Raw genomic sequence first — 13,816 nt, forward strand, 5'->3', positions numbered from 1 at the left:
CAATTATGGGGCAATCTGTCTATTTTTTCCAAGTGTAATTCGTATTATCTTTTGATGAGATACGTTTGAATTACTTCACAATCACTTTGAAAGTTTTGGTTCCGAAATCTGATCTTACGCTTATTAAATACATTCCTGAAGCACTTTTTATAACATCTTGATACAAATAAGTTTCGATTTGGCTGAATTGTTTTTGTTTTAAAAGTGAACCGCTTGGCGTATAAATACTAATGTTGGCATTTGTCTTTTTTGGGAATTGCATTGCAAGAGAAAAATGACCGTCTGTAGTTGGGTTGGGGTATAAAATAAGTACGCTTGCATCTGTTATTTCTTTTCCGTCAGTAGCAACGGCAATTTTCTTAGATGTTTTACATTCCTGATCGTTTATCAATCGAAGCTCATATTCTCCCGGCTGATCGATTAATATTTTTGGATTATCGTCTATAAAATCACCTTCGTAAAACCATTGGTATTGATAATTACCCGAAGGAAGATCTTTGCTTGCATCTAGCGTTATGGCGTTACCGTCTTTTAATAAATAATCTGATTTCAGGTTTGGGAATGTTCCTTGTTTATCGGCAACAAAAACAGTTTCTGAGTACAAATTTCCCTTTGCATCCCTTACAATATAATCATAAGTTCCTGATGAAAGCTGCACGCCTGTTGCGCTTTTTGCGGCCTGATTCCATTGTTTTACGGCAACTTCACTGCCTTCTTTTTTTACTGTAAGGGTAAATGGCGCTTCACCGCCTTCTATAGAATAATTTAATTGTCCTGATCCTAAAACACCACAGGTTGCCTCTGTAATCCAGACACGGCTGAACATTTCAGGGGCGACTTTCAGGGTAAATTTGGCTTTGCCAGATTTTTGTTTGTCCCAGTTAAAATCATTCAACACCAGTTTTTCCTGACTCGAAGTACTGGCCAATCGAATGTATTCCGAATCTTTCTCGTCATAAGTTCCTTTGCCGGAATAGTCTACTAGCAACCAGAAGTAAGTATCTTTGGGCAAAGTGCCTTTTATGAATTTTGGATTCAGTGTCCAGTCAAGACTTAAATCAGTTGGGTTGGTAAAATCCAGCTGCCATTCTTTGGCGATTCCAATTGGTTCTCCTTGTTCTTGTTTTTTTACCAGAAGATTTTTTCCGTTATCACTCCAAAAAGCAAAATAATTATCCGGAATGGTATTCGATTTACTTTTAAGTCCAATAGTCAGGAGTCCTTCATCGACCATATTACTGCTTTTTGGTTGCAATAATCCGCTGGCATTATCACGACCCACTGCAGTAATTGAATTTTCAAATCCTTTATGTTGATTGATATCCCAAATGGTTTGCCCTTTACTATTGAGATAATTTTTGATATCAAACTGCGAGAGTGAAATACCATATTTCACCGCAAGATAACTTGCTACTTTTTGAGTTTCCATACCTGACAAAACCCTGTTATAGACTAAAATCTCGCTGATATTTCCTTTGAATTCTTCGGGTGGTAATTTTTCAAATCTTGACTTTTGACCAATAGTAAGCAACGATAACTTTGCAACACTATCCGTTACATTTTGCTGAAAGAAATGAATATTGGCTTTGTTGGGTTTAATTTTCTCCTGATAGGTTTGATAGGAGTATTTTTTTAAATCGACCAAACGTTTATTGGTCGCTACAGAAAGTGTTTTTTTAGTATCGTTTATCGTCCATAAAAATTGTTCTTTCAAACTGTCTTTTACTTTGTAGACCATAAACAGGGTTTGTTTTCTTTTGCTTTCTATTCCCAGAGGTAAAATCAGTGAATCTTGTGTGCTGTCAAAAACAATACTGGGATTAAAATTAAAAACTGCTCCATTATGTTTTCGGCCTGATATTTTGGCTTCCTTCTTTGTCAGACTTTCCCAATAATACGCCTCACCATTATTTTGGGATTTAATCCAAAATTGTGGTTCTTCAACTAATCCGGGTACTGCTTTTTGCTGAGAAAAAATTAAATTACTCGTCAATAAGGTTACAAAAGCGGATATTAAAAAAATCTTTCTGTACATAATTTTATGTTTTTAAAATGATGAGCGACTATTTAGAAATTGGCTAAATCATCAAAATCAAAAGAGTAACCAATAATGAGCGACATACTATTGATCTTGTTTTTATTCTCGCTGTAACGATGTCCGTTTTCCTCGGTAGTCAAAGCATCTGTAAGTCCTAAAGTGTAACGCGCTCCTACAGAAAGTCTCGAATTGAACTCATATCCGGCAGAAAGCATACCGTAGAAATAGTTTTTCCCAGTTAGAGATTCTTTCAAAACTTTTTGCACATTGGCATCCGGCTCAAAATAAGTACCTGAATCAGCAAATATTTCCTGGGCATTCGAACTGTATTTTATATTATCGCTGGCAATATTAAATCCTACGTAAGGTCCCGCACCAATATAAAATCCTTCAACAGGATAATATTTAAATTGTGCACCGACATTCAGATAACTGTATCCAAATGTCATTTTATATTTTAATCCTTTGATATCTTCATATTTCAAATCGGTACTCTGTCCTGAATACGACAATTCGGTCTGGATACTCACTTTAGCATACGGATATTTCCAGTTGATCATAATACCTGCAGTACCGCCAAACTTACCTTCTTCTTTTAGAGTATATCCTTCGTAAATTCCTTTTGGTACAATTACATCTGGAAGATTAGACATGGTAGAATAAATTCCTCCTGCAAAAAGACCATAAGTTATCTCTCTGTCACCTTGTGCAAACAGCGATTTTGTGCTTACTAATAAAAGAAGCAAAATAATTTTTTTCATGTTTTTTATTGAAATTACCATTGATGAAAACTATAACCTAAAGAGAAGCAAATGACACTGCTTTTATTTTGATTTTCGATAAACTGAAAGGAGGAAGAATTACTTTTTACGACATCTTTTACGCCTAAATAGTAACGTAAATCGAAGTGGATACTCTGATGCAATTCATACCCCAGGGCAAAACACAAGGAGAAATCATCTGTACCGTCAAGACCATCTTTATAAAATTGTCTGGTCGCAACATCGTACATTCCTCCGGCTTCGTTGGATTTGTAAGTAAGATTATTAGAAGATAAACTGATGCCATAAAATGCACCAAAACCTAAATTTAGCCCTTCGTAAGGATATACCTTGTACAAAGCACCAATTTGCAGATAAGAATAGTGAAGTCCTAACTCAAACTCTTTTCCTGTAGCATCGTGATAATTGACCGTTTCTCCCGATTGTCTGAATAAAATTTCAGGCTGGATTGCCACACGGGTATCATAAAGTTTGCAATTTAAAAAAAAGCCGCCTTCAAGTCCGTATCCGCCTTTACTTTCCATCACACTATTGTCGAAAGTATTGTCACGGCCTTTAATACTTTCCGGCAGATTGCTAATTTGAGAGAATAGCCCGCCAAGCTTGAGCCCATAAGTGATATTGGTCTCGTTTTGTCCGTAAAGTGCAACGTTAAAAAAACAACCCAATATTAATACGTGTAATATTACTTTCATTCGCGAAAATTTTTGCGAATATATGTATTAATTCTGAATTAAAATTGCCTGAAATATCGACGAAAAACAAAATTGTCCGATGAATTACTCATTTCTTAAAAATAAGCGGAATAAGCCGTACAATTATTACAATTAAGGGTTACTTATTACAAAGCTGATTATTTTTTCACAACTGTTTATCAAAAACTCACAAAAAAGAAGAAAAGAGGTCTTAAAAATCAACAATATAAGATAAATCCAAAATCAAATATCAGATCTCACCGGTCATCATAATATTTTCCTTTGTGCCTTTGCTTTTAAGCATTCGAAAGTGCGAGCGAACGGCATGATAAAAGGGATATGAGGTATAAGGAAGATTATACTCCCTGGCATAACGTTTTATAATTGGTGTAATATAAGGGTAATAAGTATGTCCAACGCCAGGGAATAGATGATGTGCAACATGATGTGTAAAACCTCCGTACAAAAAATTGGCTAATTTACTATTGGTACTAAAATCTTTTGTTACAATCATTTGATGCATTGCCCAGGTAGCCGAAAGATTTCCTTCATGATCAGTAACAGGAAAATGAGCATCTTCATCTACATGTGTCGAAACAAGAGCTACAACTCCCAACATGCTTCCGCACAAATGCATGGCCAACCAGGCTGCTAAAATAATATGCCACGGCTGATTTAGGACGTATATTGGAATAAAGAGCAAATAAGCAAGGTTGATGATTTTCGCTGCAAACAACCTCAGCACTTCTCTTTGAGGAATTTTATCTACTACTTTTTTTACGTAATTATCCTTATTTCCAAAGAAGTCTTTAAAATCCCTTACATAAATCCAGTTCAAACTATAAAAAGGATAAATAAGCCACATATAAATATGCTGGTACTTGTGATAATGAAACAACGGACTACTGGGAAAAATCCTGATGATATCACTTTGTTTAATATCAATATCCCAATCGGGAACATTAGGATAAGCATGATGAAGATTAATGTGGCGGCGTGTCCAGAGCCAATGATTACCGCCAAATAATTCCAGTACATACATAAACCATTCGTTATGCTTTGATTTCTTAAACAATGCCCCATGTGCCGCATCATGAAATGCATTGATAAAAAGCACAATCATGGTAATCCCGCACAAAATATAAAAAAGAAATAATAAAGAAATACTGTTTCCAAACAGCAAAATACAGGAATAAAATAGGAAAAAGAGAACTAAAAGTCCTATTGACTTAACGATATTTAATAGGTACAAGGATGAATTTTGTAAAATAGTTTCGTTCACTTCTGTGCGCATCTTTTTAAAAAAATCATCAGTACCCGCTTTGACATAAACCGGGCGTTTTAATTTTTCCATAACAGGTATTGCTAGAAATTGTCATATCAAATTTAATAAAAAAAGTTAAACCCTACAATTTCAGTATTTTATAAATATACAAACCTACTTTCTTAAAATTCTTTATAAGAAAATAAATAAGGTTCAATAAGTTCTTTAATAAATTATTTAACTTTACTCTTTCCTCGGAATTAAGATCTTCTCAAGATCTTATGCATCTTTCCTTAACACTGCAATACCGCAAAATTTTAACCCTTGTTGAGAATGAAAAAAAGAGAAAAACTAGAAATTATTAGAAAATACTATCCTGATGCATTGACTACCATTGATTTTATGAACAAAATCATTGATTATGTAGAAGAAAAACTAGATCTGGAACCTGCGCAAATCATGTTTGCAGACAGTATTTGCAGTGATGATGTAAATAGTATTCAATATCCTGTACGAACAAATGAATTTCTGGGCCCTTTTAAAATGGGAGGTTTAGACGGATTTCCTTTTACGGGATTAACTGGAATGCAGGCATTTGCGAGTCATGTTCCTGATGACGGAGCCGTTTTTATCTATTACGGACCACATATTGGTATTTCGAAAGAAGGAATTATTGGTGAGATTAATCGCTTTGGACAAAATAAACCTTCGGGTTGTTGTGGTGCAGCCAATGGTGCTTTGCATAAACTAATCAATAATACTATCAAACCCGGCCATATTACAGAAATAGATTATCAGATGAATAGTATTGAACAAATCCTGTTCAAACAGAAAGAAAGAATCCTAAAAGCCGAAATACCGCTTTATGAAGCCACAGAAATAATCTACGATTCGATCGATAAACGCATTGAGGAATTAGTTGCTGCTACTACATACAATTGCAAATACGTTATTCTAGTTGGTGGCATTTTAATCAATAGTGATAGTGATATAGGTTCTTTTTCTTCTACCAAAAAATTTGAAGTCATTGATTTAAAAACAGGTCGTAGAGAAAATGTAATAGCGACTATCAATGAGTAAAATAGCAATTTGATAATTCAATGAAAAATTCGATACTAGTAATCTGTTTGGTAATATTCTGCTTCTTTTTTCAGACCAATTGTACTGCCCAGAAGTCAAAAAAATCAAAATTCAAAGTTTTGGTTTTATACGAAAATGGCGGACATCATCTGGCTTTTACCAAGGCTGCAAAGCCCTGGCTAAACAAACTCGCTGTCGATAGCAGTTGTACTATTGATTATGTCGAAAGTACTAAAACAATAAACGAAGCTCTTCTAAAAAAATATCAGGTTTTTATACAACTGGATTATCCTCCTTATACCTGGAGCAAAGAATCTATGAAAGCTTTTGAGAAATATATGAATAATGGCAAAGGCGGCTGGGTAGGATTACATCATGCTACTTTATTGGGCGAATTCGACGGATACCCAATCTGGCAATGGTTTTCTGATTTTATGGGCGGTATAAAGTTTTTAGATTATATTCCCACTTTCGCCAGAGCCAAAGTAAACATTGAAGATTCATTGCATCCTATAACAAAAGGAGTTCCTTCAAACTTTTTTGTGAATACCGAAGAATGGTATACGTATAATAAAAGCCCTCGGTCAAATGTACAGGTCATAGGCTCAGTAGATGAATCTACTTATGAGCCTGATTCAAAAATAAAAATGGGCGATCATCCCGTAATTTGGACAAACAACCATTTTAAATCCCGTAATGTTTACATCTTTATGGGGCATTCGCCTGAATTGTTTCAAAATGAAGCTTACACTACCCTTTTAAGAAATTCTATATTTTGGGCAGCAAATAAAAATTGATGTGAATTTAGAAAATACCCATATTTTCAGGTTTGATTGTAAATCCTATACGCACCATGCTTTTGTGTTCCTGATAATCGATCAAACTTTCTGTATACCCCACAAACCATTGTAGCGTGAGATAATAATTCTCGCTTTTGTATGGCCTCCAGTTTACTTGTGTCTGTAAGGATCCGTAATTAATAAGACCGCTTCCTTTCCTGAAAAGAATGTCCGCGCTCCATCGTCCGGGTTGTATCTGATACGTGGCACTCGCTTCGCCATAACCTACATATTTGGTAAGTCCGGGATTATCCTCTTTATCCACAAGCGGAATCCATCCTCTTAAACCAACAATCCATCGTGGAGAAATCTGAGATTTTAAAGAAAAAGCAAGCATGTTCCAGGTTCTTGAGTAAATAGAATCCCTTCCATTTGATTCATGTTCGAATGAGACGCTTCCATACGTAAGCCTTCCTCCTTTTAGATAAAACGGACGAACAATCGCTACACCGGGATTAAAATTAATTTCTGAGAATGGTTTTGAACTTGCATAAATATCCCAAAACGCCTTTTGGGTATACATTAAATAGGGAAAAAATCCACCCCACAAAGGCTTTGAATTCAATCGTAATTTAAAACTTACCTGATATTTTACATCAGCAGTATTTCTTGTAATATCGGTATTGACAGGCACTCCCGTTAAAAAATAATTGTCTTTGTGAACAGAAAAACTGGGCTCTTTTAAAAGCGAATCTGCTGCCCGGAAATTTTTTTTCTCTTCTACAATCTGAGAAATTTGCGAGTTTGATTTAATTGAAAATAAAACAAAAAAAATCAGTAGGTATTTGAAATGCATTATAAATAGTAATTGTAATTATTTTTAAAATAAATGTACTTGAATTTAAGGCATCACATTAACTCAATAAAAATAAGGTTAACTCAATAACTTTAAGCCAATTTTTTTTTAAACAATAATAGATTTTTACAAAAGCTGCTCATCATCCATAAAAAAGAAACATAGTCACTTATTACAGAATCATCTGCATGTGTTTTATATGTATCTTCTAATGTTTAATACTCCAATTTTTTTCAGCCAAAAGTAAAACCAGTTAAATCTTAATGAGCCAAAAACAGGCTTTTTCCTAATTATTTTAGTACCTTGTAGTACCTAAGTTTCTTTTGCACTCGTAAAAGTGTGCATTTTTATTTCCACAAAATGTAATCCATAAGACCTGTTTTATGAAAAAAATCCCTCTATTATTGATCCTTACATTCCTTTTTATTTCATGTGAAAACAAAAAAGAACTTGAACTGCAAGAAAGAGAACAAGCTTTGAATGTAAGAGAAGAAAAAATAGCCGAAAAGGAATCAGACTATCAATCCCTGCTCCAGTTTCGCGACAGTATTTACGCTTTAAAAGATACCGTAAAAGACATTACCTTCTCTATAAAAGAATGGCCGGAAAACATTCAGGGAATCTGGAACAGTAAAATGTTGTGTCGTGAATCTAACTGTAGTAAATATGTAATTGGAGATCAGCGCAACGAAACCTGGCAATTTTTATCAGATTCAACCGGAATTTATACGAATGTTTTAAACAACAAAAAGCTCATTCGTGTGTTTCAGGCAAAATATATTGAGGATAAAATATTGCTTGAATTTAAAACCGACACTATCTCTAAAAATGGTGTAAAAATGAATGTAGTTCTTGATGATATCAAAAACAATGTTATAAAAGGTACTCAGACCATAACAGGACAGGATAATTGTACAGCAAGATTTTCTGTTGAACTTACTCTTCCTCAAAAAAAATAAAATATGTTACTAAGTATACAACACGTAAGCCTCCCCATAGAAGATCCGCTGTTAAAATTCCTGATTGAGCTTGTCATAATATTATGTATTCCGCTTTTGCTCAATAAAATAAAAGTACCGCATCTTTTAGGTCTTATTATAGCCGGAGCTGTCATAGGCCCAAACGGATTTAATGTGCTTGCCAGGGACAGCAGCGTTGTCGTAACGGGTACAACCGGACTTCTTTATATCATGTTTTTAGCAGGACTTGAAATTGACATGGGTGATTTTAAAAAGAACAAATGGAAGAGTATCACCTTTTCGATTTATACTTTTATAGTGCCTTTTGTACTGGGACTTATTGGCGGTTACTATGTCTTGCATTTTTCAGTTTTAACTACCGTACTTTTTGCCAGCCTTTTTTCGTCGCATACTCTTATTGTATATCCAATGATAAGCAAACTTGGCATCGCCAAAAAACTGGCTGTAAACATAACTGTTGGCGGAACAATGATTACCGATGTATTGTCACTGGTCGTTTTAGCCGTCGTCGTAGGTATGTCGCAGGGAGAAGTAGGAACTTCATTCTGGGTAAAATTATCCGTTTCTATGCTGGTATTTGCTTTGATTGTTTTACTTGTGTTTCCTATTATAGCGCGCTGGTTTTTTAAGAATGTCGAGGATAAAATTTCGCAGTATATATTTGTCATTGTCATGATATACCTTGCTGCTTTACTGGCCGAATTAGCCGGAATTGAAGCCATCATTGGAGCTTTCTTTGCCGGACTTGCCCTTAACCGACTTATACCGCATACCTCATCGCTTATGAACCGTGTAGAATTTGTTGGAAACGCGATTTTCATTCCCTTCTTTCTTATAAGTGTTGGTATGCTTATCGATTTTAACGCTTTTATTCAGAGTTGGGAAACGCTGGGTGTAGCTTCAGTAATGCTGATAGCTTCTATTGGGGGGAAATATGCAGCCGCTATTTTGACCAAAAAAACATTCAGCCTTACCAATGACGAGGGTACGCTTATTTTCGGGATGAGCGCCGCCTCTGCAGCTGCAACACTGGCTTCTGTAATGGTAGGATACAATATTATTTTGTTCGAAAATGAAGCAGGAGAACCTGTCCGACTTTTGAATGAACACGTGCTAAACGGAAGTATTTTACTTATCCTGGTTTCCTGTACAATTTCATCATTTGTTTCGATGGCAAGTGCACAAAGAATTGCAGATTCAGATAAAGAAGAAACGGTTGCAGGAACAAGTCATGAAAATGAAAAAATCCTTTTGGCATTAAACCATGAAAATACCGTTGAAAAAATAGTAAATCTTGGTTTGCTCATCAAAACACAAACCAATAAAGACAGCCTGTTTGCCGTAAATATTATCAATGAAGATAAAAGTGAATCTTCGTCTAAAAATGCAGAAAAATTGCTTGGCGAAGCTGTAAATATGGCTGCCGGAGCAGATGTAAAACTAAATCCTATTACCCGATATGATAATGATGTCGTATTAGGGATAAGCAATGTTGCCAAGGAACAAAATATTACAGATCTCATCATTGGACTGGAGGAAGAAAAAGGCTTTTCATCTTCATTCACCTATAATCTTTATAACGGTTACCTGCGCAACAAGGAAATAAATGTTATTATATATCATGCCGTTCAACCCGTTGCTACTATAAAAAAATACGCTGTACTAATTCCTGCAAATGCAGAACGTGAGCCCGGTTTTTTTCATTCCTTGTTAAGGGTTTGGAATATAGGTAAAAACTCAGGGGCCAAAATGAGTTTTTATGCCAATGATAAAACAACCGAAATTTTAAAGAGTATTATTAAAAAAGCCAATATTGAAGCCATTTTTAATACTGTAACAACATGGCAGGAAGCCCAGGAAGCTGCCTGTACTTTAGAACAGGACGAAGGTTTGATTATACTAATGGCAGACAGAGGAATGCATTCCTATATTCCGCAAATGCAAAATGTCCCGGAAATTTTAAATAAAAACCTCAACAACAATAATTATATTCTAATTTATCCTTTTTCGAAAATGGACAAAACGGTTACCGAAAAAAGAGCCGTAAGCAATCTGGATGATTTTGCTGATATTGGAAAAATCATTGGACGAATTTTTAAATAAATTAAATATAAATAAATAAATAAACCTGTTGGGTGTCACGCATAAAAAAATAAATTAAACACATAGAAACATAGATTTTATATTTTTGAAAAGATTATTGAAAGAAACTTGTTTCTAACACATATTCCCGATAGCTATCGGGATGTGTTAATGCAAGTAAAACGTCTTTCTTAAGTTCAGTAATTCTATGTTTCTATGTGTTAAAAATAATTTCACCCAATGGGTCAATAAATATTCAAATACAAACAATCAATTCAATTTAAAATGCAGGAAATTAACACAACAGGCAATGGAATTCAACTTTACAGAAATTCAAAGAAAACAAAAAAACTATTATTCACCTCTTTGGGAGTCTGTCTTATTCTGCTTCTTGTTATAATCTATAGTGCCGGAATATTTGATAACGAGCTCAAAATAAAACCACTTGTATTTTCAGGGGCAGCATTTTTAATCATGTTTATTCTTTTATTAAAAAGTGTACTGAGCTTAAAAGACAAAAGCCCTTTAATTGAACTCAATAAACACAACTTTTATGGCAAAACTACGCCTATGTCAAAATCATTTGGCATTGTAAACTGGGAAGATGTAGCCGATATTCAATCAGAAAAAAACGGAGGAGATACTTTGGTTGTGGTTACTATCAATAATCCTGAAAAATACAAAGGAAGACTTTCTAAGATGCTTTGGAATATGGCTCTTAACAAAGAAACGAATCAATTAACATTAATGTATTCTGCTTCTGAAATTGATGTTGATTCTAATGAGCTTTTTAATCTGTTTCATAAATCATGGAAAGAAATTGCTCTTGTAAGCAGATAAACGTTCCCGATATATAACAAAAACCAGCTTTTTTTATACAAGTATTTAAAATAGCGAACTAACGAATAATAATAATAATAATAATAATAATAATATTGCACTATTGTTTAAATTTGCAAAATTATTATTCGTTTTAGTTTCCCTAAATAAAATATCTCAATAACAAAATCCAGTCAATATCACACAACTTAAAAAAGCTGTTTGGTATTAGAAATATATCTAATGAACATAAAAAGGTCCGAGCTTAAAAAAAATCTTCAAAAAACAGAAGATAAAAATTTATCATTTCGTGTTTTTGATTTAGAAAAGGAACATTTAAAAAGCTATCAGCAACCGCACAAAAATGATCACTTTTTTATTATCGTTGTAGCAAAAGGAAAAGTTGAAATACAGATCGAAGACAAAATTCATTTTCTCAAAACAGGGAAAATTTCTATTATCTTTCCGGAACAAATTTGCTTTTTATCTAATTTTAGCGATGACTTAACCGGTAAAATAATTTTATTTGAAGAAGTACTATTTTGTTCCGATATATTAAAAAACGAGTTAAGTCCTTATAACGTAAATCTTTCTGCCAATCTTAATTGTACAGCACTTCCCAATCAGGAATTCGAAGAAGCAATTGCCCTTGTAAAAAACATTCAGAATATTTACAATAAACCAAGCCTTGTCAAAAAAGAACAAGCCCGCTTTTACATCAAAGTGTTTTTATTGGGACTTATAGAATCTGTACATGGTCAACATCCTGTATTACATCAAAAAACAAATCAGCATATTTATATTGGTTTTAAAAAATTATTAAATCAACAATATAAAAGTGAACGCACAGTGCAATACTACGCGTCACAACTTTCTATTAGTCCTAAAAAACTCAATGAAATAACCAAAAAGCATTGTGGTGAAACTGCAATAAATGCGATTCATAATAGGATCCTGACAGAAATCAAACGTCAATTATTGTTTTCTGATCTCTCACACAAAGAAATTGCTTTTGAGCTGGGATTTAGTTCTCCGTCAGCACTTAATAAATTTGTACGGGCAAAACTCAAAGAAACACCTACCGAACTTCAGCAGGAATTGGCGCAAATTTATACCGCATAGTCTTGTTTGTATAACATACTGCCCTGCCCTCGCATTTAACTTTGCATCAATAATTAAATACTATTTAAAGATGAGCAAACTATTTGTTGCAGGAGAAGTTTTCCATGGTCCCGGAAGTCTTGAAGAATTAAAAAATATAAAAGGTAAAAAAGCTTTTATCGTAACTGGCGGAAGTTCGATGAAAAAAAGCGGAACGCTGGATAAAGCTTTGGCATTTTTGAACGAAGCAGGAATAGCAACTTTTGTATTTGATGGTGTCGAAGAAGATCCGTCATCAGCAACCAGTTTTAAAGGTGCGGAAGCTATGCGTGAGTTTCAGCCGGACTGGATCGTAGGTATTGGTGGATGTTCTGCAATTGATGCTGCTAAAACAATGTGGATTTTTTACGAACACCCAAATATCGAATTTGATTCACTTATTAAACCGTTTAGCGTACCGGTACTTAGAAACAAAGCCAGATTTATAGCCATTCCGTCTACTAGCGGAACAGGAACTGAAACAACAGGTTTGGCGGTAATCACAGATCGTGAAAAAGGAGTAAAATATCCAATTGTTTCATATGAATTAACTCCGGATATTGCCATAATCGATGGAGAAATTTGTGCCTCGATGCCAGCTCATGTAACATCAAATACAGGTTTAGATGCGTTAACACATTGTGTTGAAGCCTATGTTTCTAATATTGATGATAATTTTGCTGATGTTTTAGCAAAAGGCGGATTAGAAATTGTTTTTGATAATCTGGAAGAAGCTGTAAAAAATCCTTCAAATATTACTGCACGTCAAAATATGCACGATGCTTCATTTATGGGAGGTTTAGCTTTTAATAATGCATGGTTAGGAATTGTTCACTCGTTGTCTCATCAGGTAGGTGCTTTATATGGTATTCCGCACGGATGTGCAAATGCGATCTTCTTACCTAACGTTATTCGATATAATAATTCGGCTACTACTAAATTTCCATCACTGGCAAAAGTAATTGGACTTGAAACTGCTGAAGAACTGGCACAGTCTATTGAAGGATTAAGAAAAAGAGTCAACAATATTTCTTCTCTAAAAGAATTTGGAATTTCAAAAGAAGACTGGGCAAAAAACCTGGACTATATTGCCAATAATGCATTAATTGATCCATGTACCGGTTTTAATCCAAGAGTAACAAACCTGGAAGATTTGAAAGACATTTATAATGCTTGCTACGAAGGTGTTGTTTATGCTAATGATGCGGTAGTTACAAACTAGTTTTAACAAAAACAAAAAGCCACTCAATTTTAGAGTGGCTTTTTAACTAACTAACTTAATCTCTGCAAACTTTTTAATG

At 34.3% G+C, this 13,816-nt stretch carries 12 protein-coding genes; 7 read left to right on the top strand and 5 right to left on the bottom strand.

Annotated elements, in window-relative coordinates; all coding sequences use genetic code 11:
- Positions 1–70: 70 nt before the first annotated feature.
- From IRZ78_RS22195 to IRZ78_RS22210, 4 genes are all read right to left on the bottom strand, one after another.
- Positions 71–2,035 carry a T9SS type A sorting domain-containing protein gene (locus IRZ78_RS22195; protein WP_194618982.1) on the bottom strand — a complete coding sequence of 655 codons (1,965 nt, stop codon included), beginning with the start codon at positions 2,033–2,035 and terminating at the stop codon, positions 71–73.
- 32 nt (positions 2,036–2,067) lie between these two features.
- Entirely contained in the window at positions 2,068–2,799 is a 732-nt protein-coding gene (locus IRZ78_RS22200) for an outer membrane beta-barrel protein (protein WP_194618984.1), read from the bottom strand.
- 14 nt (positions 2,800–2,813) lie between these two features.
- Positions 2,814–3,515: an outer membrane beta-barrel protein gene (locus IRZ78_RS22205; protein ID WP_194618986.1), complete on the bottom strand. Its 702-nt coding sequence runs from the start codon at positions 3,513–3,515 to the stop codon at positions 2,814–2,816.
- Between the two features lie 250 nt (positions 3,516–3,765).
- A complete protein-coding gene (locus IRZ78_RS22210; RefSeq protein ID WP_194618988.1) occupies positions 3,766–4,869 on the bottom strand; it encodes a fatty acid desaturase in 1,104 nt (367 codons plus the stop codon).
- A 243-nt stretch (positions 4,870–5,112) separates the two neighbouring features.
- On the opposite strand from IRZ78_RS22210, the gene IRZ78_RS22215 reads away from it, so the two are divergent.
- Both IRZ78_RS22215 and IRZ78_RS22220 read left to right on the top strand, forming a co-directional pair.
- Positions 5,113–5,859: a hypothetical protein gene (locus IRZ78_RS22215; protein WP_194618990.1), complete on the top strand. Its 747-nt coding sequence runs from the start codon at positions 5,113–5,115 to the stop codon at positions 5,857–5,859.
- A 20-nt stretch (positions 5,860–5,879) separates the two neighbouring features.
- Positions 5,880–6,656 carry a ThuA domain-containing protein gene (locus tag IRZ78_RS22220; RefSeq protein ID WP_194618992.1) on the top strand — a complete coding sequence of 259 codons (777 nt, stop codon included), beginning with the start codon at positions 5,880–5,882 and terminating at the stop codon, positions 6,654–6,656.
- A 7-nt stretch (positions 6,657–6,663) separates the two neighbouring features.
- Here IRZ78_RS22220 and IRZ78_RS22225 read toward each other — a convergent pair whose 3' ends face one another.
- On the bottom strand, positions 6,664–7,494 hold the full coding sequence (locus IRZ78_RS22225) for a phospholipase A (RefSeq protein ID WP_194618994.1): 831 nt from the start codon (positions 7,492–7,494) through the stop codon (positions 6,664–6,666).
- Between the two features lie 383 nt (positions 7,495–7,877).
- Between IRZ78_RS22225 and IRZ78_RS22230 the strand changes: the two genes are divergently transcribed.
- From IRZ78_RS22230 to IRZ78_RS22250, 5 genes are all read left to right on the top strand, one after another.
- Positions 7,878–8,453, top strand: coding sequence for a hypothetical protein (locus IRZ78_RS22230; protein ID WP_194618996.1), 576 nt, complete (start codon positions 7,878–7,880; stop codon positions 8,451–8,453).
- A 3-nt stretch (positions 8,454–8,456) separates the two neighbouring features.
- Positions 8,457–10,577, top strand: coding sequence for a cation:proton antiporter (locus IRZ78_RS22235; RefSeq protein WP_194618998.1), 2,121 nt, complete (start codon positions 8,457–8,459; stop codon positions 10,575–10,577).
- A 264-nt stretch (positions 10,578–10,841) separates the two neighbouring features.
- The gene (locus IRZ78_RS22240) at positions 10,842–11,396 is read left to right on the top strand and encodes an STM3941 family protein (protein ID WP_194619000.1); all 555 of its coding nucleotides are present in this window, start codon (positions 10,842–10,844) and stop codon (positions 11,394–11,396) included.
- 222 nt (positions 11,397–11,618) lie between these two features.
- A complete protein-coding gene (locus IRZ78_RS22245; RefSeq protein WP_194619002.1) occupies positions 11,619–12,497 on the top strand; it encodes a helix-turn-helix transcriptional regulator in 879 nt (292 codons plus the stop codon).
- A 70-nt stretch (positions 12,498–12,567) separates the two neighbouring features.
- Positions 12,568–13,737 (top strand): iron-containing alcohol dehydrogenase, encoded by a 1,170-nt coding sequence (locus IRZ78_RS22250; protein WP_194619004.1) that lies wholly within the window; start codon positions 12,568–12,570, stop codon positions 13,735–13,737.
- Positions 13,738–13,816: the final 79 nt, after the last annotated feature.

It is taken from the genome of Flavobacterium sp. CSZ, from assembly GCF_015350725.1.
Lineage (GTDB): Bacteria > Bacteroidota > Bacteroidia > Flavobacteriales > Flavobacteriaceae > Flavobacterium.

Bases quoted from the DNA above. Each gene is read 5' to 3' on its own strand.
- IRZ78_RS22240 (WP_194619000.1), top strand. From the start codon at position 10,842: ATGCAGGAAATTAACACAACAGGCAATGGAATTCAACTTTACAGAAAT.
- IRZ78_RS22220 (WP_194618992.1), top strand. From the start codon at position 5,880: ATGAAAAATTCGATACTAGTAATCTGTTTGGTAATATTCTGCTTCTTT.
- IRZ78_RS22250 (WP_194619004.1), top strand. From the start codon at position 12,568: ATGAGCAAACTATTTGTTGCAGGAGAAGTTTTCCATGGTCCCGGAAGT.
- IRZ78_RS22205 (WP_194618986.1), bottom strand. From the start codon at position 3,515: ATGAAAGTAATATTACACGTATTAATATTGGGTTGTTTTTTTAACGTT.
- IRZ78_RS22230 (WP_194618996.1), top strand. From the start codon at position 7,878: ATGAAAAAAATCCCTCTATTATTGATCCTTACATTCCTTTTTATTTCA.
- IRZ78_RS22200 (WP_194618984.1), bottom strand. From the start codon at position 2,799: ATGAAAAAAATTATTTTGCTTCTTTTATTAGTAAGCACAAAATCGCTG.
- IRZ78_RS22245 (WP_194619002.1), top strand. From the start codon at position 11,619: ATGAACATAAAAAGGTCCGAGCTTAAAAAAAATCTTCAAAAAACAGAA.
- IRZ78_RS22225 (WP_194618994.1), bottom strand. From the start codon at position 7,494: ATGCATTTCAAATACCTACTGATTTTTTTTGTTTTATTTTCAATTAAA.
- IRZ78_RS22195 (WP_194618982.1), bottom strand. From the start codon at position 2,035: ATGTACAGAAAGATTTTTTTAATATCCGCTTTTGTAACCTTATTGACG.
- IRZ78_RS22210 (WP_194618988.1), bottom strand. From the start codon at position 4,869: ATGGAAAAATTAAAACGCCCGGTTTATGTCAAAGCGGGTACTGATGAT.
- IRZ78_RS22235 (WP_194618998.1), top strand. From the start codon at position 8,457: ATGTTACTAAGTATACAACACGTAAGCCTCCCCATAGAAGATCCGCTG.
- IRZ78_RS22215 (WP_194618990.1), top strand. From the start codon at position 5,113: ATGAAAAAAAGAGAAAAACTAGAAATTATTAGAAAATACTATCCTGAT.